Origin of the sequence: Microbacterium sp. bgisy203, assembly GCF_965345155.1 — a bacterium.
GTDB lineage: Bacteria > Actinomycetota > Actinomycetes > Actinomycetales > Microbacteriaceae > Microbacterium.
In genome coordinates this window covers 324,273-345,794 of record NZ_CBDRLZ010000002.1, presented here as the reverse complement: position 1 = coordinate 345,794, position 21,522 = coordinate 324,273, and the positions used below count along the sequence as shown (strand labels likewise).

Genomic DNA, 21,522 nt, shown 5'->3' with positions numbered 1-21,522 from the left:
TCGCGAACGCAGCGAGTCGAAACGCCGTCAGTCCGCGAAGAACGCCGCTGCGGCGCGGGCGTCGTAGACGACGGCATCCAACTCTTCGCCCGTCGCATTCACGTGGCCCACCTTGCGCCCGGGGCGCGGCGCCTTGCCGTACGTGTGGACCTTGACGGCCGGGTGCGCATCGAGCGCCGCGGGAAGGCGGCTCTCCAAGGTGTCGGTCGCCGGCCCGCCGAGGATGTTGACCATGACCGCCCACGGCTGCCGCGGAACGGCGTCGCCGAGGGGCAGGTCGAGCACGGCGCGCACGTGCTGCTCGAACTGCGAGGTGATCGCGCCGTCCTGGCTCCAGTGACCGCTGTTGTGCGGGCGCATCGCGAGCTCGTTGACGAGGAGTCGTTCGTCGGTGGTTTCGAAGAGCTCGACGGCGAGCATGCCGGTGACTCCGAGGCCCTCGGCGATGGTCGTGCCGATTTCCGCGGCGACCTCGGGGAGGCGTGCGGCGCCGTGCGGGGCGGGGGCGATCACCTCGGCGCAGACGCCGCCCCGCTGCACCGTCTCGACGACGGGATACGTGACGAGCTCGCCGGAGGGTCGGCGCGCAACCTGCTGGGCGAGTTCCCGCGAGAAGTCGACGAGCTCCTCCGCGAGGAGCGGACCGTCGCCGAACCAGTCGGCGACCTCGTCCGGCGACGAAACGACGCGGACGCCCTTGCCGTCGTACCCGCCGCGCGGCGTCTTCACGACGACCCGGCCGCCGTTGCTGTCCAGGAAGGTCTGCAGCTGTGCGGCATCCGCCACTTCGGCCCACTCCGGCTGGGGGATGCCGAGCTCCGCGAGCCGGGCGCGCATGCGGAGCTTGTCCTGCGCGAACTGAAGCGCATCGGGACCGGGGTGCACGGCGACGCCGCCGTCGACGAGCGCACGGAGCACCTCCTGCGGTACGTGCTCGTGGTCGAACGTGACGACGTCGACGCCCTCCGCGAAGACGCGGACGGTCTCCAGGTCGCGGTAATCGCCGGTCGCGGTCGCGGCGAGGGATGCCGACATGCCCGGCTCCTCCGCGAGCACGCGCACGTCGATCCCGAGTTCGACGGCCGGCGCGATCATCATGCGGGCGAGTTGCCCGCCCCCGACGATTCCGAGTGTGAGTGCCATGACGCGTCCCTTTCGACGCGTCCATCCTTTCAGGTCCGGCGGGCACCTGAGCGCTCACCGCGCTCCCCTCGCACGGACCGGAGCTTCCCGCGTCGCGCACGCCTGCCTCCCGCGCCGCGCGCGCCGGCACTTCCCCGAGACCGTGCGTTCTCGACGAGACCCGCGCTTCCGACGGCGGGTCTCGTCGAGAACACGCGGTCTCGCGGGGTGGGCGGGGCGGCGCGCGGACGCTGGGGCGGGCGCCGCCGAGGCGGGCGCGGGGGCGGGGGCGCCCGGACGCCGTGGCGCCCGCTACCGGCCGGGCAGCGGAGGGGGCGGGCCGGGATCGATGATCGGGATCGCGTGCGAGTCGCGGTGCGCGAGGATCTGGTTGACCTCGACCTGGTCGGCGAGCACCTCGTGCATGAGCCGGACGGACGGGATGTCGACCATGCGCAGCGGCTCGTCGACGCCGTTCGACAGAGTCAGCGTCCCGGTGCCCCACAGGCGCTGGATCGGGCCGCGGCGTTCGCCGATCGTGTAGCCGCGGGCATGGCTGAGCTCGAAGCGGTGGCGTCCGAAGACCCCCGACCGGGCGATCACGCGCCGCGTCGTCACCGTGTAGGTGCGCGAGAGCCACCGAAGATACGGCACGATCGCGAAGAGCAGGATGAGGGCGCCCGCCGTCGCCCACAGCATCCAGTCCTCCGCCCATGCGCTGAACTGGGCCGGCAGATTGCCGGTGAAGTAGCCCACCCCGCCGGCGACCGCGATGACGACGAGCGCCGACCAGAACAGTCGGCGCGCGTGCCCGCGCACCCGCGCGATCCGCCGCTCGGGCACGACAGCACCCGGAGCGGGTGTCGCGGGGCGCCCGGTGTACGCGGTCGGCTGGGTCACCCTCTCATTGTGCCGACGCGGGTGCGTTCGGCCGGGCAACCGGCCGGTTTCCGGCGTTTCGCCGGAGGGAGCGGGCGCCGATGGCCTGAGGAAGCGGAGCACCGATGGCCGGAGTGCGGGCGGACTACCGTACGTGCACGACGTCGCCCGCGGCCACCACGGTCTCGACACCGTTCGTTCCGACGACGAGGCGGCCGGTGTCATCCAGCCGAACGGCCCGGCCGTGCAGCACCACGCCGTCGGGAAGCGTCACCTCGACCTCTGAGCCGATCGTGCGGCACCGCTCGCTCACCCGCGGCGCGACGACGGCGCCACCCCCGACCGCGAGGTCGGCGATGCCGTCGCGCAGCGCCGTGAGGTAGTCGGCGAGCAGGCGATCCTCATCGGCGACGGCGCCCTGGTCGGCGAAAGAGGTTGCGGTCGGCACCGGCAGGTCGATCGTCTCCATCGTCGTGTTGACACCCGCGCCGACGACGACCGTGCGCGGGTCGGACGGGAGGACTTCGACGAGGATGCCGCTGATCTTCCGCGCCTGGGGCCCCACCCCCACCAAGACGTCATTGGGCCACTTGAGCGAGACATCCGAGAGCTGTGCACCCACGGCATCCGCCATCGCAGCTCCCGCGATGAGCGGAATCCAGCCGCGGTTCTCGAGGGCGACGGCACCGACCTCAAGCAGGACGGAGACGGCGAGCGCCGAATCGGGCGGCGTCACCCACGAGCGGTCGCGCCGTCCGCGGCCGGCGCGCTGATCGCGCGTGAGAAGCGTCGAAAGGTGCGGGTGGCCTTCGGGGTCGCGCGCGGCGTCGTGCAGCAGCTTGGCGTTGGTCGAGTCGACCGACCCGATCACCTGCAGGCGGGGCGTGACGGCGGCGGCCAGGGGGTAACCCTCGTTCGGGATCGGCATAGCGCCACTCTAGGCCTCGGACGGCGCCCGCAGGAGGGCATCCCCGAGGGCGCGGCCCGGTCTCGAGGAGCCCGAATCGCGTGGATAGAGGTCCCGTCGTCGGAGCGATCGACGGATGGATGCCTCATCCTTCACATCCGTTCACTACAGCACCACCGATCCGACGACTGGTACTCCACGGGCGTTCGAAGCGCCCGGAAGCGCTCGGAAGCGCCCACCGCGCCCTCCGCCCAAGCATCCGAATAGCGAACGGCAACAGCGAAACACGGATGCCGTTGTCGCACTCCCCCAACGATCCGCGCATCGCGGTCGCTAGGGTGGAACGCGTGACCGACCCGAGTGACCTCTCCACGACCGCCGGCAAGATCGCCGACCTCCGCGCCCGCTACCAGGAGGCGGTCGTCGATGCGGAGAGCACCGCCCGCGAGAAGCAGCACGCCAAGGGCAAGATGACGGCCCGCGAGCGCATCGAGGCGCTCGTCGACCCGGGCTCGTTCGTCGAACTCGACGAGTACGTCCGCCACCGCACGAGCGCCTTCGGCATGGACCGCTCCCGCCCCTACGGCGACTCGGTCGTCACGGGCGTCGGCACGATCCACGGACGCACGGTCGCCGTCTATGCCCAGGACTTCACCACCTTCGGCGGCTCGCTCGGCGAGGTCGCGGGCGAGAAGATCATCAAGGTCATGGAGTTCGCGCTCCGCGGCGGCATGCCGATCATCGGCATCCTCGATTCGGGCGGCGCGCGTATCCAGGAGGGCGTCGTCGCGCTCGGCAAGTACGGCGAGATCTTCCGCCTCAACACGGCCGCCTCGGGCGTCATCCCGCAGATCTCGATCATCATGGGTCCCGCCGCCGGCGGCGCCGTCTACTCCCCCGCGCTCACCGACTTCGTCGTCATGGTCGACAAGACGAGCCAGATGTTCGTGACCGGTCCCGACGTCATCAAGACGGTCACCGGCGAAGACGTCGGCATGGAGGAGCTCGGCGGCGCTTACACGCACAACACCCGCTCCGGCGTCGCGCACTACCTCGCCGAGGACGAGGACGACGCGCTCGACTACGTGCGCACGATGATCGGCTTCCTCCCCGACAACAACATGTCGGAGATCCCGGTCTACGAGAACGCCTTCGAGTGGGAGACGACGGATGCCGATCGCACGCTCAACGCGGTGATCCCCGACTCTCCGAATCAGCCCTACGACATCCACACCGTGATCCGCACCATCGTGGACGCGGGCGACTTCCTCGAGGTGCAGCCTCTGTTCGCCCCGAACATCGTGATCGGCCTCGGCCGGATCGAGGGGCGGACGGTCGGCATCATCGCGAACCAGCCGTCGCAGATGGCCGGCACCCTGAACATCGAGGCGGGAGAGAAGTCGAGCCGGTTCGTGCGGTTCTGCGATGCGTTCTCGATCCCGATCGTCACCCTCGTCGACGTCCCCGGCTACCTTCCCGGCACCGACCAGGAATGGACGGGCGTCATCCGCCGCGGCGCGAAGCTCCTCTACGCGTACGCCGAGGCGACGGTGCCGCTGGTCACCGTCATCCTGCGGAAGGCGTACGGCGGCGCGTACATCGTCATGGGCTCCAAGCAGCTCGGCGCCGACATCAACCTCGCCTGGCCGACGGCCGAGATCGCCGTCATGGGCGGCCAGGGCGCCGTCAACATCCTGTACCGCGGCGAGCTGAAGAAGGCGGAGGCCGCCGGAGAGGACGTCGCCGCCGTCCGCGCCCGCCTCGCGAGCGAGTACACCTACAACGTCGCCTCACCCTTCCTCGCCGCCGAGCGCGGCGAGCTCGACGGCATCATCGAGCCCGCGCAGACCCGCGTGGCGGTCGCCAAGGCGCTGCGCTCGCTGCGCGGCAAGCGCGCGAGCCTGCCCCCGAAGAAGCACGGGAACATCCCGCTGTGAGCGCGCAGAACGCGGCGGCGACGGATGCCGCGGACGTCGGCGCCGACGCGGCGTCCGGCTCCCCCGAACGCGACGAGCGAGACCTCCACGTCGAGATCCGCCGCGGGTCGCCGACGGCGGAGGAGCTCGCCGCTGTCGTCGCTGTCGTGACCGAGGCTTACGAGCACGAGGCGGCCGCGGCCATCGCCGAACCGGAGCCGCACCCGTCGGCGTGGCGCGTGTCGGCGCGCGCGATGCGCGAACCGCTCCGCCGCGAGATCGGCTGGGGCCGCTTCGGGGGCTGACGACGTCGACGCGGCACACCCCGGTCGGTCGGAGAACTGTTTTCTTGTCCCCCGAAATACCTACAGACAAAGCTCTTGCGGGCGGGCACACTGAAAGAGCTGGAACGCATTCGCGTTCGGTGCAACGCGTTTCTTGCGCGCCGCACCCTCGCGAGCAGGTTTTCGGGTAACCGGCTCGCATGGCGAGGGGCGGGCGGCTTCGCCGCCCCTCGCCCCCTTAATCGCCAGGGCCTGACGAGGCCGTTTCCCCTCGGTCTGCGCCCTCGGTGCCCGCCACGCCCCCCCGCGCGATCTCATGCCAGAGGTCGACCGTCTCCTCGCCGTCCGGCGCCGTGGAGCGACCGACGACGGTCACCGCGATCTGCGGATGACGAGAGGTGCGGATGTACAGCCGCTCCGACCTCGCCCGACCGACGATCGTTGCGAGCTCGGCGCGCACGGCGGCGCGCTCGGCCGCGGACAGTCCGTCGAGACCGTCCTCATCGAGAACGGATGCCGTGGCGCCGCCCGCACGCGCACGCGCGAGCGCCGAGCGCACGTCGTCATCGAGGAGCGCTGCGCCGCGCAGCTCGTCGCGAAGCGTCGCCTCCGCGATCCGCGCCAGGTTCCGCTCCGTGTCGTCGAGTCGGCCGCCCACCTCGATCGTGTGGGCGAGGACGGGTCCCGCGACGGCGAGTGCGCGCTGGACGAGCACCCGGCGCTCGCGGCGCATACCCTCCTGCGCGGCCAGCCATTCCGAAGCATCCCGCTGCAAGCGTGTGAGCTGGGAGGTGTCGCGCGCCGCACGCGCGAGGAGCACGCCGATCAGCTGCGCCGCCCCCACCCACAGGACGGCGCCCACGACTCCCAACGCGAGCGCGGACGGCCCGCCGATCCAGAACGCTGCCGACACTGCCGCCAGCGCGACGCCCGTCCACGCCGCCCACGGGCGCCGGCGCACGATCACGATCGCCATGAGAGCCCCGACGGCGCCCAGACCCCAAGTGGCGTAGTCGGTCAGCCGCGCCTCCGGACGCGCAGCCAGCCAGCTCGCGTTCGGAACGATCACCGCCGCGGCGACGGCGAGTGTCGCGACCCAGACGGGCAGCCGCGATCGCACATTGAGCAGACCCTGCACCATCGGGCTCACTCCGTCGGCGCCCGCATCGTCGTGCGTGCGCGCTGAAGGACGCCAGAGGATGCAGAGCCAGGTCGTGACGAGGTAGAGCGCGACGGCGCCGATCTGCAGGAACGGATGCGCGGGAGCGACCGTCCACACCAGGGCGCCCACCGCGAGGTAGGCGGTGAAAGCGACGGAGAGGAGGGTCAGTGCGCCCCGCACCCCCGAGACAGCCGACCTCACGACGGATACTCCCAGTCGAGGAGGACCGTCGTGCCCGTCCGGCCGGTCTGCACGCGGCCCCGTCCGCCGGCCGCTGCCATGCGGGCGACGATCGATCCGCGGATGCCGAGACGGTCGTGCGCGACCTCGGCGGGGACGAACCCCGTTCCGGCATCGGCGACACGAACGGCGAGGGCGCGCGCATCGGCCGCCAATGTCACCGTCACGCCGCGGCCGGTGGCATGCTGCGCGGCGTTCGCCAGCGCCTGCGATGCCGCGAGCACGACGGCCCGGGCGACGCGCCCGGGCACGGGCGGCGCGTCGTCCGAGACGTGCGAGGCGACCTGCAGCTCGAGCCCCGCCTCCGCCGCGGCGCGCTCGATGTCTCCGGCGAGGGATGCCGCGGGTACCGTCTCGTCGGAGCCCTCGCGCGCGTCTTGTTCGGCGTTCGCGAGGCGGGTGAGCGCCTCGCGCGCCATCGCGACCGCGAGCGCCTCCTCGCGCGGCGTCGTGGCGCGTTCAGCGGCGATGAGCGCTGCCAGGACGCTGTCGTGCATGAGCGCCGCGACGGCGATGCGTTCGGACTCGGCGGCATCCGCGGCGGCGGCCGCCGCGTACGACTCCACGGCGGCGCCCCGTGCTTGGTCGACGCTCCTCCCCATCGAACGCAGGAGCCATGCCAGCGCGATGATGAGGCCTGCGAGGATCATCGCGAAGACGGCATCCAGCACGACGGAGATCATCTCCTCGTCGGCCGTCCCCACCTGCGCCAGTCGGACGACCGCGTAGGTGAGGGGCGCGATCGTCGCCCAGGCGATCTGGACGGGCAGCGAGAAGGCCACCACGGCGGCCGCGCACGCCACGTTGATGAGGTACCAGATCCAGGGCTGCTCGTGCGGCGACGACGCGATGCCTCGTGTGGCGAGCGGCCAGCACGCGAACACGACGAGCAGCGCGACGGCGCACGCCCCGCTGGCCGCACGCGCCCACACGCCGGTGACAAGCGCGAGGATCATGAGTGCGAGCGGCGCGAACGTTCCGACCATCAAGGCGATGTGCCACGCGGCATCCTCCTGCGTGGAGCCGATCGCGTTGAGGAACGACTGCGCGCCGAGCACGGCGCACCCGAGGGCGACGACGAGGCGGATGATCCGTTCGACGCGCGCCTCGGTGAATCTCTCCGGGCCGGGTGGGTCGGCGCGCGGCGCTGCCGGCGCGACGGATCCGGCCGTGACCGACATCGCCTCAGCGGCCGCCGGCGGCCGTATCGCCGGCGACCAGCCCGTCTTCGATGGCACGCAGGCGCAGCTCGATCTTCGTCGGGGCGGGCCGCCCGACCTCGGTGTACTTCACCCGGATGCGCGTGATGTTCTCCTTGGCCGTCGAGTAGGCGATGCCCAGGCGCTCGGCGACCGACTTCAGCGGCAATCCCGCGGCGTACAGGCGCAGCACCTCCCGCTCGCGCGTGGCCAGCTGCGCGTCGGCGAAGGCGCGGTCGCCGTCGACGGCGCTGGCCCATTCGAGGTTCTCGAGAGCCTCGCCGTGCGCGATCGTGCGGATCGCGGCGAGCACGTCGTCGGTCCGCGAGGCCTTGCTGATGACGCCGGCGGCTCCCGCGGCGAGCGCCTCGCGGACGGCGGCAGGGCGATCGGCGACGCTGTGGATGAGGACGGGCGAGCCGTCGGCGACCACGGCAGAGACGTTCTCGGTGACGGTGGTGCCGTCGCCGAGGGTGAGGTCGAGCACGACGATGTCGGCGGGTGCCGCGGCGGTCGCCTGGCGCCACGCGAGGTACTCGCGCACCGTGCTCCCCGAGAAGACGACCTCCTTCGTGCCCGCACGGGCGCACGCCGCTTCGAGTCCGAGCCGGACGGACTCGTGATCGTCGATGACTGCGACGCGGGTCATGCGATGAGCCTAGCCAGCGGCGCGCGCGAGCGTCGCGACAGCCTCGACGTGATGCGAGTGCGGGAAGAGGTCGAACGCGTCGATCCGCAGCGGCTCGTAGCCCCGCGCGCGGAAGGTGCCGAGGTCGCGCGCGAGCGCGACGGGGTCGCAGGCGACGTAGACCACGGATGCCGGTGCCAACTCGGCGACCTGTTCGACGACCGCGCGCCCGGCGCCGGCGCGCGGCGGATCGAGCAGCACGACCCCGCGCGCGAGACGCTCCCGCTCGGCAGAACCCGCCTGCGCGAGCAGGCGCGCGAGGTAGCGGTCGGTGCGCTCGGTCTCGGCGCGCGCTCCGACCCACTCGGCGAGGTTCTCGCCGGCGTGCTCGGTCGCTCGGGCGTCGGCTTCGACGCTCGTCACGCGCGTGGAGGAGCCGCCCGCCTCGGCGAGGGCGGCGGCGAAGAGTCCCACGCCGCCGTAGAGGTCGAGGTGCTGCGCGGCCGGGTCGACCCCGCCTGCGGTGTCGAGCGCGGCGCGAACCGCCTCGGTGAGCGTGGATGCCGCGAGGCGGTGCACCTGCCAGAACCCGCCCGCGTCGACCAGGAAGCGCCGCTCGCCGGAGGACCCTGCGACGATCTCGGTGACGACTTCGCGGGCCGTCGGGTCTTCGGGGGCGCGTGTGGGGCGTTGCGCGCGCGGTGCGGGGCGACGGCCGCGCCCGTTCCGCTGGCCCGCCCGGCCCGCGCCGCGCGACGATTCCCCGGACGTGCGGGGCGCAGGAGCGGGGCGGACGATGGTCCGAACGCTGCCGTCGGCGGGCTGCACGAGGTCGATGCGCCCCGGGGCGAAGCCGTCGAGCGAGCGGGCGACCTCCTCGATCTCGGCGGTCGCGAGGGGCAGGTCGGGGGTCTCGATGACGCGGTGGCTGCGGGCAGCGAACGGCCCGATACGCCCCTCGTCGTCGACGTGCAGGCTGACGCGCGTGCGCCACCGGAGGCCCTCGGATGCCTCGTCTGCGTCGGCGCCACCTGCTGCGGTCATCGTGGTTGTGGGATCGTCGATACCCGCGAAGCGGGTGAGGGCGCCGTCGAGCACGCGCGTCTTGAGCGCGCGCTGATGCGCGAGGTCGATGTGCCCGAAGTCGGCGCCACCGGGGCGTTCGGCCGGTGGAACGCTGACGTCGGCCGCGCGCCAGACGTGCGGGCGCCGGTGCGACGAGGCATCCGTCACATCCACCACGTCACCGCGCCAGAACGAGCTCTTCGAGGTGTCGGTCAGTTCGACGCGCACGCGCTCTCCGGGGATCGCGCCCTCCACGAAGACGACGCGCCCCTCGTGTCGCGCGACGAACACCCCGCCATGGGCCACGTCGGTGATGTCGAGCTCGAGGGTGTCGCCGTCCTGCATCCTTCGATGTTTCCACACCCCGCCCTCTCCCGCGGCGGCGATACGGTGGGGGAATGCGCGTGTGTCTGGCATCGACCTCCCCCGCCCGACTGATGCTCCTGCGTCAGGCGGGCATCGAGCCCGAGACGCGCGCACCGCAGGTCGACGAGGAGGCGGTGATCGCCGCGGTCGAAGCACACGAGCGGCGCGCGCTCACCCCCGACGAGCACGTCCTGCTGCTCGCCCGCCGGAAGGCCGCCGACGTCGCGGCTTCCGTCGCCGCGGACGACCCCGAGTTCGACGGCATCGTCGTCGGGGGCGATTCGATGTTCGAGCTCGACGGCGAGATCCTCGGCAAGCCGTACGAACCCGAGGTCGCCACGGCGCGCTGGCATCAGATGCGGGGGCGCACCGGCATCCTGCATTCGGGTCACAGCGTCTTCCGTCTCACCCCCGGACAGCCCCCGCGCGAGGCCCACGCCGTCGCGGAGGCGGCGGTCACCTTCGCCGCCGATGTGACGGATGCCGAGATCGCCGCCTACGTCTCCAGCGGCGAACCGCTGCAGGTCGCCGGCGCCTTCACGATCGACAGCCTCGCCGGAGCGTTCATCGAGCGCGTCGAGGGCGACCCGTCGACGGTCGTCGGCATGTCGCTGTCGACCCTCCGGCACCTCTGCCGTGAGCTCGAGATCACGTGGACGGACCTCTGGACCGGCACCTCGGCGTGAGCGCGGCTTCGTAGGGTGCCGCCCACGATTTCGCGATGATCTTGTGCGAGTGATCCAAAGCTGACCCCGTCTGCGTGGGTAGGCTGACATCCATGCCTTCTCTGGACCACGCTGTGGACGCCGCGCCCGTGCGCGCACGCATCACCAAAGTGCTCGTCGCGAACCGCGGTGAGATCGCCGTCCGCATCATCCGCGCCGCCCGCGATGCGGGGAAGGCCTCGGTCGCCGTCTACGCCGACCAGGACCGCGACGCGATGCACGCGAAGCTCGCCGACGAGGCGTACGCGCTCGATGGCACGACGAGCGCCGAGACGTACCTCTCCATCGAGAAGATCCTCTCCGTCGCCCGCCGCTCCGGCACCGACGCGGTGCACCCCGGCTACGGCTTCCTCGCCGAGAACGCCGATTTCGCCCGCGCCGTGCAGGCCGCCGGCCTCATCTGGATCGGCCCCTCCCCCGAGGCCATCGAGGCGCTCGGCGATAAGGTGACCGCCCGCCATGTGGCAGAGAAGGTGGGCGCTCCGCTCGCCCCGGGCACCCCCGGTCCCGTCGAGACCGCCGACGAGGTCGTCGCCTTCGCGCGCGCGCACGGTCTGCCCATCGCGATCAAAGCGGCGTACGGCGGTGGCGGCCGCGGCCTCAAGGTCGCCCGCGAGGTCGATGAGGTCGCCGAGCTCTTCGAGTCGGCCACGCGCGAGGCGGTCGCCGCCTTCGGTCGCGGCGAGTGCTTCGTGGAGAAGTACCTCGACAAGCCGCGCCACGTCGAGACCCAATGCTTGGCGGATGCCGAAGGCACCGTCGTCGTGGTCTCGACCCGCGATTGCTCGCTGCAGCGCCGCCACCAGAAGCTCGTCGAAGAGGCACCGGCGCCGTTCCTGACGCAGGAGCAGACGCGGACGCTCTACGACGCGTCGAAGGCGATCCTGAAGGAGGTCGGCTACGTCGGGGCGGGAACGTGTGAGTTCCTCATCGGCGCCGACGGCACGATCTCCTTCCTCGAGGTCAACACGCGCCTGCAGGTCGAGCACCCCGTTTCCGAAGAGGTCACCGGCCTCGATCTCGTGCGCGAGCAGTTCCGCATCGCCGAGGGCGGCCTGCTCGACGATGTCGACCCTGAGCCGGTCGGACACTCGATCGAGTTCCGCATCAACGGCGAGGACCCGGGGCGGAACTTCCTGCCGCAGCCCGGGCGCATCCACCAGTTCAAGACGTTCGGCGGCCCCGGCATCCGCCTCGACTCGGGCGTCACCGCGGGCGACAGCGTCTCGGGCGCGTTCGACTCCCTCCTCGGCAAGCTCATCGTCACCGGCCGCGACCGCACCGAAGCCCTCGAGCGTGCCCGCCGTGCCCTCGACGAGTTCGAGGTCGCCGGCATGCCGACGGTGCTCCCCTTCCACCGCAAGGTCGTCCGCGACCCCGCCTTCACCGCGGAGGACGGCCACTTCGGCGTCTTCACGAGGTGGATCGAGACGGAGTTCGACAACGACATCCCGCCGTGGGACGGCGAGCTCGAAGAACCCGAAGAGGCCGAGCCCCGCCACACTGTCGTCGTCGAAGTCTCCGGCAAGCGCCTCGAGGTGAGCCTGCCCGATCGCATCGCGGTCGCGCCGAACAAGATCGGCCGGCCCGTGGTCGCACCCCCGGCACGCCGTTCGCACGCGCCGAGTGTGAGCGCTGCGGCATCCGGCGACGCGGTCAAGGCCCCGATGCAGGCGACGATCGTGAAGCTCGCCGTCGAGGACGGCCAGCAGGTCGTCAAGGGCGACCTCGTCGTCGTCCTCGAGGCGATGAAGATGGAGCAGCCGCTGCAGGCGCACAAGGACGGCGTGATCGGCGCGATCGACGCGACCCCGGGTGCGACCGTTTCGGCCGGCCACCAGCTGCTCACGATCTCCTGACCCACGTCGTGCCGGTCCCCCGCTCCGCGCCGGTCTATCCTGGGGCGATGTCCCGCTCCCGCCGCCTGGCCGCCGCACTGCTCCTCGTCGCGTTCGGCGCGGCTAGCCTCGCGGCGTGCACACCCGGGCCGACCGCGGCAGAGGAACAGGCGACATGGGATGCCTGGTCGACGTCGCTCCTGGAGGATGCCGGTGATGCCGGAATCGGCGGCGCCTTCGGTGCCGCCGGCTCGGACACGACGTCGACGCTGAACCTCGGCGGCGGGGTGACGTACCGCGCCGTGGAGCTGCGCTGCATCGGCACCGACCGGGCCAGCTTCACCCTCGAGTACGTGGCCGGCGGCGACACCGTCACCTCGACGCAGGAGATCGTCTGCCACGGCGGCGACCCGCGCACGCCCATTGCGATCCCGACCGCGGTGCGCGAACTCGACACGTTCACCGCACGTGCCACGTCGCCCGACGGGCGCGGCGAGTGGGTCGCGCTCTTGCAGCGCTGAGGCCCGCGGGACGGGATCAACGAAGGGGTGCGCAACCTCCCGGCCGTTGAGCGAGCGCAGCGAGTCGAAACGTGCCGGTCAGCCGAAGAAGTCGTCGTCGCGGTTGACCTGGTGCATCGCGCGGGTCGCGTCGGTGATCGACCCCGTGAGCGAGGGGAACACCGCGAAGACGCGCGAGAGCTGGTCGACCGTGAGGCGCCGCTCGACGGCGATCGCGATGGGGTAGATGAGCTCCGATGCGCGCGGCGCGACGATGACGCCGCCGATCACCGTGCCCGACCCTTCGCGCGCGATGATCTTCACGAACCCGTCGGTGATGCCGAGCATCTTCGCGCGCGCGTTCGCGGCGAGCGGCAGTTTGTACACGTCGCCTGCAATCGCGCCCGTCTCGAGATCCTTCTCCTGCCGGCCCACCGTCGCGATCTCGGGTGCCGTGAAGATGTTCGCCGTGATCCGGCGTCGCTCCAGCGGGATGACGATGTCACCGAGGGCGTGGAAGATCGCCGTCCGGCCCTGCATCGACGCGACGGATGCCAGGGGTACGAACGTCGTGCAGTCGCCGGCGGCGTAGATGTTCGGCACCGACGTGCGGGCGACGCGGTTGACCCGGATGTGCCCCGATTCGGTGAGCTCGACTCCGGCATCCTCCAAGCCGATGTCGGCGGTGTTGGGGATCGAGCCGACGGCCAAGAGGCAGTGGCTCCCCCAGATCGTCCGACCGTCCGACAGGGTGACCTCGACGCCGTCGTCGGTGCGCTCCACCTTCTCGGCGCGCGACTTCGAGAGCACCGTCATGCCGCCGCGGGTGAAGACCTTCTCGAGCACGGTCGCCGCGTCACGGTCCTCGCCGGGCAGCACGTGGTCGCGCGAGGAGATGAGCGTCACCTTCGCGCCGAGGTTCATGTACGCCGACGCGAACTCCGCGCCGGTGACGCCCGATCCGACGACGATGAGGTGCTCGGGGAGCGACTTCATATCGTAGAGCTGCGTCCACGTGAGGATCCGCTCGCCGTCGGGCTTCGCGCTCGGAAGCTCGCGCGGCGACGCGCCCACCGCGACGACGAGGGTGTCGGCCTCGATCCGGTCGAAGTCGGTGCCGCCGGGGCCGGTCGCCACGACGATCGCGTGCGGGCCGTCGAGGCGGCCGTGGCCCGAGACGATGCGGACTCCGGCATCCACCAGCTGCCCGCGCATATCGTCGGACTGCTGGCGCGCGAGGGAGAGCAGTCGCTTGTTGACGGCGGCGAGGTTGATCGCGACCTGCGGTTTCAGCGGTCGGCCGCTCTCGCCCTTCGCGAAGAATTCGACGCCCAGATCGGATGCCTCGGAGATCGCGATCGCCGCATCGGCCGTGGCGATGAGGCTCTTCGAGGGGACGACGTCGGTGATGACCGCAGCTCCTCCCACGCCCGCACGCTCGACGAGCGTGACCTCTGCGCCGAGCTGCGCGGCCGCGAGGGCCGCCTCGTAACCGCCGGGGCCGCCGCCGACCACCGCGACGGACTGGGAGTGGACGAAGCTCGCGGACATGGCTCCCATTCTCTCAGGCGCCCGCTGGCCGGATGACCGCACCAGTTCCTAGAGTGGTGGCATGTCCACGTACAGCAACCCTCTCGACGACCCCGCCGCCGACCCGTTCGAGGTCGCCGCGCAGGCGGCATCCGACATCGCGCGGCTCACGGGTGTCGAGCGACACGACATCGCCCTCACGCTCGGTAGCGGCTGGGGCAAGGCCGCCGAACTCGTCGGCGAGACCGTCGCGACCGTCCCCGCGACGGAGGTCACCGGTTTCAGCAAGCCCGCCCTCGAGGGCCACGTCGGGTCGCTGCGTTCGATCGTGACGCCGAAGGGACGGCACGTGCTCGTCATCGGCGCGCGCACGCACTACTACGAGGGCCACGGGGTGCGCCGCGTCGTCCACAGCGTGCGGACCGCCGCCGCGACCGGCGCGAAGACGATGGTGCTGACGAACGGTGCGGGCGGCATCAAGGCGACCTGGAAGCCCGGCACGCCCGTCCTCATCAGCGACCACATCAACCTCACGGGCGACTCGCCGCTCGAGGGCGCGACGTTCATCGACCTCACCGACCTCTACTCGACGCGTCTGCGTGACGTCGCACGTCGCGTCGACCCGACGCTCGACGAGGGCGTGTACTGCCAGTTCCGGGGGCCCCAGTACGAGACACCCGCCGAGGTGCGCATGGCGAAGACCATCGGCGGCCACATCGTCGGCATGTCGACCGCGCTCGAGGCGATCGCGGCGCGTCAGGGGGGCATGGAGATCCTCGGGTTCTCACTCATCACGAACATGGCCGCCGGCATCCAGACGACCCCGCTCAGCCACGCGGAGGTGATCGAGGCCGGCCAGGCGGCCGAGCCCGTCATCTCCGACCTCCTCGCTCGCGTGATCGGGCAGCTGTGAGCGCGTCTGTGGACCGGGTCGACCCGGCGGCCCTGGCGACCGCCCGCGCCTGGCTCGCCCAGGACCCCGACGAGGTGACGAGGGCGGAGCTTGCGTCGCTCATCACCGCCGCGGAGGGCGGGGATGCCGCGGCATCCGCCGACCTGGCCGACCGTTTCGGCACGCGGCTGGAGTTCGGTACCGCGGGCCTGCGCGGACGCCTGGGCGCCGGAAGCAACCGGATGAACCGGGTGCTCGTCTCGCAGGCGGCCGCGGGTTTCGCGGCGTACCTGCGGGAGAAGGCCGAGCCGGGCGAGACGCCTCTCGTCGTGATCGGCTACGACGGGCGGCGGAACTCCGACGTGTTCGCCGAGGACTCCGCCGAGATCTTCGCCGGTGCGGGCCTGCGCGCGGTGCTCCTGCCGCGGCTGCTGCCGACGCCCGTGCTCGCGTTCGCGGTGCGGCACCTGGGGGCGGCCGCCGGCGTCATGGTCACGGCATCCCACAATCCGCCCGACGACAACGGGTACAAGGTGTACCTCGGCGGGGCCGACCACGGCTCGCAGATCGTGTCGCCTGCCGACGCCGAGATCGCGGCGCACATCGAGCGGGTCGCGAAGACGACGGTCGTCGGGGACATGCCGCGCGGGGCATACGAGCTCGCCGACGAGGCGGTCGTCGAGGCGTACGTCGCCGCGACCGCCACCGTCGCTCCGGCCCCCGCCGGCGCCGCGGGCATGAACTGGGTCTACACGGCGATGCACGGCGTCGGCTACGAGACACTGACGTCGATCCTCCAGCTCGCGGGGTACCCGCTCCCGGTCGTCGTCGAGGCCCAGATCGCACCCGACGGACGGTTCCCGACGGTCGCGTTCCCGAACCCCGAGGAGCCGGGCGCGATGGACCTGTCCTTCGCCACGGCGCGGGATGCCGCGGCGGAGTTCATCCTCGCCAACGATCCCGACGCCGACCGGCTCGCGGTCGCGATCCCCGACGCGTCGTCGCCCGAGGGGTGGCGCCGGCTCACCGGCAACGAGACGGGGCTCCTGCTCGGCTGGCGCGCGGCGAAGCGGGCGCGGGCATCTGCGCCCTCGCAGGGCGCCGCCGCGGGCGCATCGCTCGCATGCTCGCTGGTCTCCTCGCCCGGGCTGCAGACCGTCGCCGAGCACTACGACCTGGACTTCCACGCGACGCTGACGGGCTTCAAATGGATCTCGCGCGCCCCCGGCATCCTCTTCGGGTTCGAGGAGGCCCTCGGCTACCTCGTCAATCCCGAGACGGTGCGCGACAAGGACGGGATCAGTGCCGCCGTCGCGATGCTCGGCATGATCGCCGAGGCCCGCGAGCACGGCGAAACGCTCGCCGACCTGCTCGACCGGTTCGCCGCGACGTTCGGCTACTTCCAGTCGGGGCAGGTGTCGTTGCGCGTCGACGACGTCTCGCTCATCGGGCGGATCATGGCGGCGCTCCGCTCAGCTCCCCCCGCCGAGGTCGGCGGCGTGGCGGTCGAGCGGATCGACGACCTGCTGGCCGTCGCCGATGCCCCCTCGGATGCCGGTGACGTCCCGCCGAGCGACGTGCTGCGCCTGTGGCTCGCCGACGCTTCCCGCGTCATCGTGCGCCCGAGCGGCACCGAGCCGAAGCTCAAGGTGTACCTCGACGTCCGCGGCGACTCGGCCTCCGACGCGGCGGAGCGCCTCGCCCGCCTCGACGCCGGTGCGCGCGACCTCCTCGCCGCCGCGCAGGCCTGACGGGCGAAGCGTCCCGTGCTGACAGGCGCGGGGCGGCCTCGCCTCTAGGCTGGGGCGCGTGCTGCTCACCGATCCCGTGACCCTCGAGAACGCCCACGTCCGCCTCGAGCCGCTGAGCCCGGCGCACGCTGGCGACCTCGAGACCGCCCGCGAGGGCTTGGAGTACGCCTGGTACACCTCCGTCCCGGAGTCCGTGCTCGAGGAGATCGCGTGGCGGCTCGCTGAGCGGGATGCCGGGCGGCTGAACCCGTTCGCGGTGATCGCGAACGGCCGCGCCGTCGGGATGACGACCTACTGCAACATCGACCAGCCGAACCGGCACGTCGAGATCGGCTACACGTGGCTCTCACCCGTCGTCCAAAGGACGTCGGTCAACACCGCCGCCAAGCTGCTGCTCCTCGGCCACGCGTTCGAGGGGTGTGACGCGATCGCGGTGGAGTTTCGGACCCACTTCCACAACCGGCAGTCGCGCGCCGCGATCGAGCGGCTCGGCGCGAAGCTCGACGGCATCCTGCGCAATCACCGCCTCGGCCCCGACGGGTCTCTCCGCGACACGGTCAGCTACTCGATCCTTCCGCACGAGTGGCCCGCCGTGCGTCTCGGACTCGTCGCGCGCCTCGCCGCGCGGTGAGCCGACGACGGTCCACGGGCCACGCGAGCGGGTATTCCCGGGACACCGTGGTTGTCCCCCGGCAGTCGGTTCACCAGAATGGGCGTGAGGGAGGCTGTTCGGTGAGAATCCTCGTGGTGTGCGGTGCAGGAGCGTCGAGCACGTTCGTCGCGCAGCGCCTGCGCCACGCCGCACAGGCCGCCGGGCGGCCGATTAGCGCCACTGCGGGCACCGTGAAGTCCCTGCCGATCGACCTCGACGCCGCCGATGTCGTCCTCGTCGGGCCCCACCTGCAGGACGACATCGCCCGCATCGAGCGTGCCGCCGCCGCGCGCGCCGTGACCGTCGTGCACCTGACCCCCGACGTCTTCACGGACGTCGACGGCACGCACACCCTCGCGCTCGTGGACGCGGCGCTCCCCGCCGCCGAGTCCCGTGCCGCCGAGTCGCCTGCCGCCGAGTCCCCCGCCGCCAAGTCGCCGGCCGTCGAGTCCCCCATCGCGACAGATGCCTGCCCGAACACGTGCCCCAGCGCCGAGACGTCGGAGCGCACCGCACCCCCGCCCTCCCCCGTCGTCGAGAGGAACACCCCATGAGCCAGGTCAGCCGCACGGTCCGCATCGGTTCGTCGAACGGCCTCCACGCCCGACCCGCGAAGATGTTCGCGGCCGCCGCGAAGGAGTCCGGCATCCCTGTCACCATCTCGAAGGGTTCGGGCGAGCCCGTCAACGCCGCGAGCATCCTCAGCGTGATCTCGCTCGGCGCCGAGAAGGGCGACTACGTCACGCTCACCGCCGAGGGCGAGAAGGCAGACGACGTCCTCGACGAGTTGGTCGAACTGCTCACGACCGACCACGATGAGAACTGACGGACGCGCCGGATCCGCCGCCCCCGACATCACGAAGCACTGCATCGAAGGAGAGCACGAACATGACTGAACTGCGCGGAGTGGGAATCGGCCTGGGTGTGGCGCAAGGCCCCGTCGCCCGCATGGCGGCGCCGTCGCCCGCCCCCGAGGACACCGCGAGCACCCGCACGCCCGACGACGAGCTGGCGCGCGTGCGCTCCGCGGTCGCCGACGTCGCGCGCGAGCTCGGCGAGCGCGGCGAGAAGGCCGGCGGGATGGCCCAGGAGGTGCTCGAGGCCCAGGCGATGATGGTCGAGGACCCCACCCTGGAGAGTGAGGTCGCCACCCGCGTGAACGCCGGGAAGACCGCCGAGTTCGCCGTGTACGACGCGTTCGCGAGCTTCCGCGACCAGCTGGCCGCCATGGGCGGCTACCTCGGCGAGCGCGCCGCCGACCTCGACGACGTCGCGCAGCGCGTCATCGCGAATCTCCGCGGCCTGCCCGCCCCGGGCGTCCCCGACCCGGGTCACCCCTTCGTGCTCGTCGCGAAGGATCTCGCCCCCGCCGACACGGCCCTCCTCGACCTCGACAAGGTGCTCGCGCTCGTCACGACCGACGGCGGCCCCACCTCGCACACCGCGATCCTCGCGCGGGAGAAGTCGATCGTCGCGGTCGTCGGCGCTGCCGCGGCGAAAGACCTCACGGACGGCGAGACGGTCATCGTGGATGCCGCTAAGGGCGTCGTCACGACGTCTCCGACCGACGACGAGCTCCGCCAGGCCCAGCACCGGGCCGACGCGCGCGCGGCTGCGGCATCCGCCCCGCTCACACCGGGCGCCCTGAAAGACGGCACCGCCGTGCCCCTGCTCGCGAACCTCGGCAAGCCCGAGGGTGCCGCCGAAGCCGTCGCGCTCGGCGCCGAGGGCGTGGGCCTGTTCCGCACCGAGTTCCTGTTCCTGTCCTCCTCGCAGGCGCCGACCGTCGCGGAGCAGACCACGTCGTACACGCAGCTGCTCGAAGCGTTCCCCGGCAAGAAGGTCGTGGTGCGTGCGCTCGATGCCGGGGCCGACAAGCCCCTCGCGTTCCTCAACGACGCGCACGAAGACAACCCCGCCCTCGGCCTGCGCGGACTCCGCGCGCTACGCGCGAGCGAGGACATTCTCCGCGAGCAGCTGACGGCACTCGCCGAGGCCGACGCAGCGACCGACGCCGACCTCTGGGTGATGGCGCCGATGGTGTCGACGGTCGAGGAGACCGAGTACTTCGTGACGCTGGCGAAGGAGTACGGCATCAAGACGGCCGGTGTCATGGTCGAAGTGCCGTCGTCGGCGATCCAGGCCGCGCGCATCCTCGAGATCGCCGACTTCGCCTCGATCGGGACGAACGACCTCACGCAGTACACGCTCGCCGCCGACCGCCTGCTCGGCTCGGTCGCGTCGTACCAGGACCCGTGGCACCCGGCCGTGCTGCACCTCATCGAGATGACCGCCGCGGGCGGCAAGGCCAACAGCAAGCCGGTCGGGATCTGCGGTGAGGCGGCGGCCGACCCGCTGCTCGCCGTCGTCCTCGTGGGACTCGGCGCGACGACCCTGTCGATGGCGCCGACGGCGCTGGCCGACGTCCGGGCGTCCCTCCTGCAGTACGACCTCGACGATGCGCGGCGGATCGCCTCCGCCGCCCTCGGCGCGGACGACGCGGCATCCGCCCGCGCCGCCGCACAGGAGGCCGCCGCCCCGGTGACGGCGTGACGGAGTGACGGCGTGACGGCGTCACGGGGCGGATGCGCGATTCGCTGCCGGAGCGAAGGATGAGCGTCCTCACCGCGGACCGGATCCGCCTGCATCCGGGACGCGCCACGAAGGACGAGGCGCTCCGCGAGGCGGCGGCTCTGCTCGAAGGTGCGGGGGCGGTCACGGCCGACTACCTCGCGTCGATGCAGGCGCGCGAGGCGCTCGTGTCGACGTACATGGGCAACGGCCTGGCGATCCCGCACGGGACGAACGAGACGAAGGATGCCATCCTCTCCTCCGCCGTCTCGTTCGCCCGCTACGACGGCGGCGTCGACTGGGACGGCGACCCCGTCAACTTCGTCGTCGGCATTGCCGGTCGGGGCGACGAACACCTCGAGATCCTGTCGCAGATCTCGCTCGTCTTCGCCGACGACGACGGCGCGGCACGTCTGCGAGGTGCGGCCACGCCGGAGGAGGTACTGGAGCTGTTGGGCGGGGTGAAGGGCGGGGGACGCGCCGACACGTCCCCCGCCTAGACTTCCGACGTGGCCCCGAAACGCACGCGCGCAGGTCGCGCACTCCGGTGGACGCTCGGCATCGTCGGCGCGGTGCTGCTCGTCGCGATCGTCGGGACGGTGGTGTGGAGCCAGGCCGGCGTCATGGCGGCGGAGACCGAGCCGCTCGCCGCCGTCCGCGCCGATGACCGGATCGCGATCACCGACACGGATGGCGGCATCGTGCTCGCCCCGGCATCCGGCGCAGGCGACGTGGGTCTCGTGTTCATTCCGGGCGCGAAGGTGGACCCGTGGGCCTACGCCTCGAAGATGTCGGGCCTGGTCACGGACGACGGCCTCACCGTCGTGATCACCAAGCCCTGGCTGAACCTCGCATTCTTCGACCTGCGCCCCCTGACGAGCCTCACGGACCTCGCGCCCGACGTCGACGCGTGGATGGTCGGCGGCCACTCGCTCGGCGGCGTGCGCGCGTGCCAGCTCGCCGCCGATGCGGAGGCGCTCGTCCTGTTCGGCTCGTACTGCGCGACGGATCTGTCCGACTCAGGTCTGCCGGTCCTGAGCCTCTCCGGCAGCGAAGACGGACTGTCGACGCAGGAGAAGATCGCCGACGCGCGCGACGAGCTCCCCGCCGACGCCGAGATGGTGGAGATCCCGGGCGCCTCGCACGCCTCCTTCGGCGATTACGGAGTTCAGGCCGGCGACGGCACACCGACGGCGAGCGACGCCGAGGTCGAGGCCGTCATCGTCGACCGCGTGCGCGCGCTGGCATCCACCCTCCCGCGCTGACGCCGCTCCCTGAGCCCCCTGAGCCGCCGC

21 protein-coding genes are annotated in these 21,522 nt (G+C 71.9%); 13 read left to right on the top strand and 8 right to left on the bottom strand.

Translation table 11 applies throughout. The annotated features are described in order from the left end of the window. Positions 1 to 27: 27 nt before the first annotated feature. The 3 genes from ACRVYW_RS04945 to ACRVYW_RS04935 all read right to left on the bottom strand — a co-directional run bounded on the left by ACRVYW_RS04945 (position 28) and on the right by ACRVYW_RS04935 (position 2,929). Positions 28 to 1,143, bottom strand: a complete 1,116-nt coding sequence (locus ACRVYW_RS04945) for a 5-(carboxyamino)imidazole ribonucleotide synthase (RefSeq protein WP_431802272.1) — start codon at positions 1,141 to 1,143, stop codon at positions 28 to 30. 291 nt (positions 1,144 to 1,434) lie between these two features. After that, positions 1,435 to 2,022 carry a PH domain-containing protein gene (locus ACRVYW_RS04940; RefSeq protein WP_431802270.1) on the bottom strand — a complete coding sequence of 196 codons (588 nt, stop codon included), beginning with the start codon at positions 2,020 to 2,022 and terminating at the stop codon, positions 1,435 to 1,437. 124 nt (positions 2,023 to 2,146) lie between these two features. Then, positions 2,147 to 2,929 (bottom strand): biotin--[acetyl-CoA-carboxylase] ligase, encoded by a 783-nt coding sequence (locus ACRVYW_RS04935; protein ID WP_431802268.1) that lies wholly within the window; start codon positions 2,927 to 2,929, stop codon positions 2,147 to 2,149. A 326-nt stretch (positions 2,930 to 3,255) separates the two neighbouring features. On the opposite strand from ACRVYW_RS04935, the gene ACRVYW_RS04930 reads away from it, so the two are divergent. Together ACRVYW_RS04930 and ACRVYW_RS04925 are read left to right on the top strand one after the other, a co-directional pair. Beyond that, positions 3,256 to 4,845 (top strand): acyl-CoA carboxylase subunit beta, encoded by a 1,590-nt coding sequence (locus ACRVYW_RS04930; RefSeq protein ID WP_431802266.1) that lies wholly within the window; start codon positions 3,256 to 3,258, stop codon positions 4,843 to 4,845. Continuing rightward, positions 4,842 to 5,129 carry an acyl-CoA carboxylase epsilon subunit gene (locus ACRVYW_RS04925; protein ID WP_431802264.1) on the top strand — a complete coding sequence of 96 codons (288 nt, stop codon included), beginning with the start codon at positions 4,842 to 4,844 and terminating at the stop codon, positions 5,127 to 5,129. Before ACRVYW_RS04930 ends, ACRVYW_RS04925 begins: the two co-directional genes overlap by 4 nt. Before the next feature lie 217 nt (positions 5,130 to 5,346). Here the strand turns inward: ACRVYW_RS04925 and ACRVYW_RS04920 are convergent, their stop codons facing one another. The 4 genes from ACRVYW_RS04920 to ACRVYW_RS04905 are packed head-to-tail and all read right to left on the bottom strand — an operon-like array spanning position 5,347 to position 9,747. After that, positions 5,347 to 6,471 (bottom strand): hypothetical protein, encoded by a 1,125-nt coding sequence (locus tag ACRVYW_RS04920; RefSeq protein ID WP_431802262.1) that lies wholly within the window; start codon positions 6,469 to 6,471, stop codon positions 5,347 to 5,349. Beyond that, on the bottom strand, positions 6,468 to 7,691 hold the full coding sequence (locus ACRVYW_RS04915) for an ATP-binding protein (RefSeq protein WP_431802260.1): 1,224 nt from the start codon (positions 7,689 to 7,691) through the stop codon (positions 6,468 to 6,470). Before ACRVYW_RS04915 ends, ACRVYW_RS04920 begins: the two co-directional genes overlap by 4 nt. A gap of 4 nt (positions 7,692 to 7,695) precedes the next feature. Beyond that, complete coding sequence (locus tag ACRVYW_RS04910; RefSeq protein WP_431802258.1) at positions 7,696 to 8,358, bottom strand: response regulator; 663 nt, start codon at positions 8,356 to 8,358, stop codon at positions 7,696 to 7,698. Between the two features lie 9 nt (positions 8,359 to 8,367). Then, positions 8,368 to 9,747, bottom strand: coding sequence for a class I SAM-dependent RNA methyltransferase (locus ACRVYW_RS04905; protein ID WP_431802256.1), 1,380 nt, complete (start codon positions 9,745 to 9,747; stop codon positions 8,368 to 8,370). A 53-nt stretch (positions 9,748 to 9,800) separates the two neighbouring features. Here ACRVYW_RS04905 and ACRVYW_RS04900 point away from each other — a divergent pair, with 53 nt between their 5' ends. From ACRVYW_RS04900 to ACRVYW_RS04890, 3 genes are all read left to right on the top strand, one after another. Continuing rightward, positions 9,801 to 10,454, top strand: coding sequence for a Maf family protein (locus ACRVYW_RS04900; protein WP_431802254.1), 654 nt, complete (start codon positions 9,801 to 9,803; stop codon positions 10,452 to 10,454). A gap of 92 nt (positions 10,455 to 10,546) precedes the next feature. After that, a complete protein-coding gene (locus ACRVYW_RS04895; RefSeq protein WP_431802252.1) occupies positions 10,547 to 12,352 on the top strand; it encodes an acetyl/propionyl/methylcrotonyl-CoA carboxylase subunit alpha in 1,806 nt (601 codons plus the stop codon). A 47-nt stretch (positions 12,353 to 12,399) separates the two neighbouring features. Continuing rightward, on the top strand, positions 12,400 to 12,852 hold the full coding sequence (locus ACRVYW_RS04890; RefSeq protein WP_431802250.1) for a hypothetical protein: 453 nt from the start codon (positions 12,400 to 12,402) through the stop codon (positions 12,850 to 12,852). Positions 12,853 to 12,930: 78 nt separating this feature from the next. Here the strand turns inward: ACRVYW_RS04890 and ACRVYW_RS04885 are convergent, their stop codons facing one another. Beyond that, on the bottom strand, positions 12,931 to 14,382 hold the full coding sequence (locus tag ACRVYW_RS04885) for an NAD(P)H-quinone dehydrogenase (protein WP_431802248.1): 1,452 nt from the start codon (positions 14,380 to 14,382) through the stop codon (positions 12,931 to 12,933). 61 nt (positions 14,383 to 14,443) lie between these two features. Between ACRVYW_RS04885 and ACRVYW_RS04880 the strand changes: the two genes are divergently transcribed. The 8 genes from ACRVYW_RS04880 (at position 14,444) to ACRVYW_RS04845 (ending at position 21,492) form a co-directional block, all read left to right on the top strand. Next, the gene (locus ACRVYW_RS04880; RefSeq protein ID WP_431802246.1) at positions 14,444 to 15,274 is read left to right on the top strand and encodes a purine-nucleoside phosphorylase; all 831 of its coding nucleotides are present in this window, start codon (positions 14,444 to 14,446) and stop codon (positions 15,272 to 15,274) included. Beyond that, positions 15,271 to 17,004, top strand: a complete 1,734-nt coding sequence (locus ACRVYW_RS04875) for a phospho-sugar mutase (protein WP_431802244.1) — start codon at positions 15,271 to 15,273, stop codon at positions 17,002 to 17,004. Before ACRVYW_RS04880 ends, ACRVYW_RS04875 begins: the two co-directional genes overlap by 4 nt. 58 nt (positions 17,005 to 17,062) lie before the next feature. Further along, positions 17,063 to 17,635: a GNAT family N-acetyltransferase gene (locus ACRVYW_RS04870; RefSeq protein ID WP_431802242.1), complete on the top strand. Its 573-nt coding sequence runs from the start codon at positions 17,063 to 17,065 to the stop codon at positions 17,633 to 17,635. 101 nt (positions 17,636 to 17,736) lie between these two features. Further along, complete coding sequence (locus ACRVYW_RS04865; RefSeq protein ID WP_431802240.1) at positions 17,737 to 18,210, top strand: PTS sugar transporter subunit IIB; 474 nt, start codon at positions 17,737 to 17,739, stop codon at positions 18,208 to 18,210. Next, positions 18,207 to 18,482 carry an HPr family phosphocarrier protein gene (locus ACRVYW_RS04860; protein WP_431802238.1) on the top strand — a complete coding sequence of 92 codons (276 nt, stop codon included), beginning with the start codon at positions 18,207 to 18,209 and terminating at the stop codon, positions 18,480 to 18,482. Before ACRVYW_RS04865 ends, ACRVYW_RS04860 begins: the two co-directional genes overlap by 4 nt. A gap of 62 nt (positions 18,483 to 18,544) precedes the next feature. Beyond that, positions 18,545 to 20,209 (top strand): phosphoenolpyruvate--protein phosphotransferase, encoded by a 1,665-nt coding sequence (gene ptsP, locus ACRVYW_RS04855; RefSeq protein ID WP_431802236.1) that lies wholly within the window; start codon positions 18,545 to 18,547, stop codon positions 20,207 to 20,209. Between the two features lie 59 nt (positions 20,210 to 20,268). Next, complete coding sequence (locus tag ACRVYW_RS04850) at positions 20,269 to 20,727, top strand: PTS sugar transporter subunit IIA (RefSeq protein ID WP_431802234.1); 459 nt, start codon at positions 20,269 to 20,271, stop codon at positions 20,725 to 20,727. Positions 20,728 to 20,736: 9 nt separating this feature from the next. Next, positions 20,737 to 21,492: an alpha/beta hydrolase gene (locus ACRVYW_RS04845; protein WP_431802232.1), complete on the top strand. Its 756-nt coding sequence runs from the start codon at positions 20,737 to 20,739 to the stop codon at positions 21,490 to 21,492. Positions 21,493 to 21,522: the final 30 nt, after the last annotated feature.

Bases quoted from the DNA above. Each gene is read 5' to 3' on its own strand.
- ACRVYW_RS04850 (WP_431802234.1), top strand. From the start codon at position 20,269: ATGAGCGTCCTCACCGCGGACCGGATCCGCCTGCATCCGGGACGCGCC.
- ACRVYW_RS04895 (WP_431802252.1), top strand. From the start codon at position 10,547: ATGCCTTCTCTGGACCACGCTGTGGACGCCGCGCCCGTGCGCGCACGC.
- ACRVYW_RS04880 (WP_431802246.1), top strand. From the start codon at position 14,444: ATGTCCACGTACAGCAACCCTCTCGACGACCCCGCCGCCGACCCGTTC.
- ACRVYW_RS04890 (WP_431802250.1), top strand. From the start codon at position 12,400: ATGTCCCGCTCCCGCCGCCTGGCCGCCGCACTGCTCCTCGTCGCGTTC.
- ACRVYW_RS04860 (WP_431802238.1), top strand. From the start codon at position 18,207: ATGAGCCAGGTCAGCCGCACGGTCCGCATCGGTTCGTCGAACGGCCTC.
- ACRVYW_RS04905 (WP_431802256.1), bottom strand. From the start codon at position 9,747: ATGCAGGACGGCGACACCCTCGAGCTCGACATCACCGACGTGGCCCAT.
- ACRVYW_RS04900 (WP_431802254.1), top strand. From the start codon at position 9,801: ATGCGCGTGTGTCTGGCATCGACCTCCCCCGCCCGACTGATGCTCCTG.
- ACRVYW_RS04885 (WP_431802248.1), bottom strand. From the start codon at position 14,382: ATGTCCGCGAGCTTCGTCCACTCCCAGTCCGTCGCGGTGGTCGGCGGC.
- ACRVYW_RS04935 (WP_431802268.1), bottom strand. From the start codon at position 2,929: ATGCCGATCCCGAACGAGGGTTACCCCCTGGCCGCCGCCGTCACGCCC.
- ACRVYW_RS04915 (WP_431802260.1), bottom strand. From the start codon at position 7,691: ATGTCGGTCACGGCCGGATCCGTCGCGCCGGCAGCGCCGCGCGCCGAC.
- ACRVYW_RS04910 (WP_431802258.1), bottom strand. From the start codon at position 8,358: ATGACCCGCGTCGCAGTCATCGACGATCACGAGTCCGTCCGGCTCGGA.
- ACRVYW_RS04945 (WP_431802272.1), bottom strand. From the start codon at position 1,143: ATGGCACTCACACTCGGAATCGTCGGGGGCGGGCAACTCGCCCGCATG.
- ptsP (WP_431802236.1), top strand. From the start codon at position 18,545: ATGACTGAACTGCGCGGAGTGGGAATCGGCCTGGGTGTGGCGCAAGGC.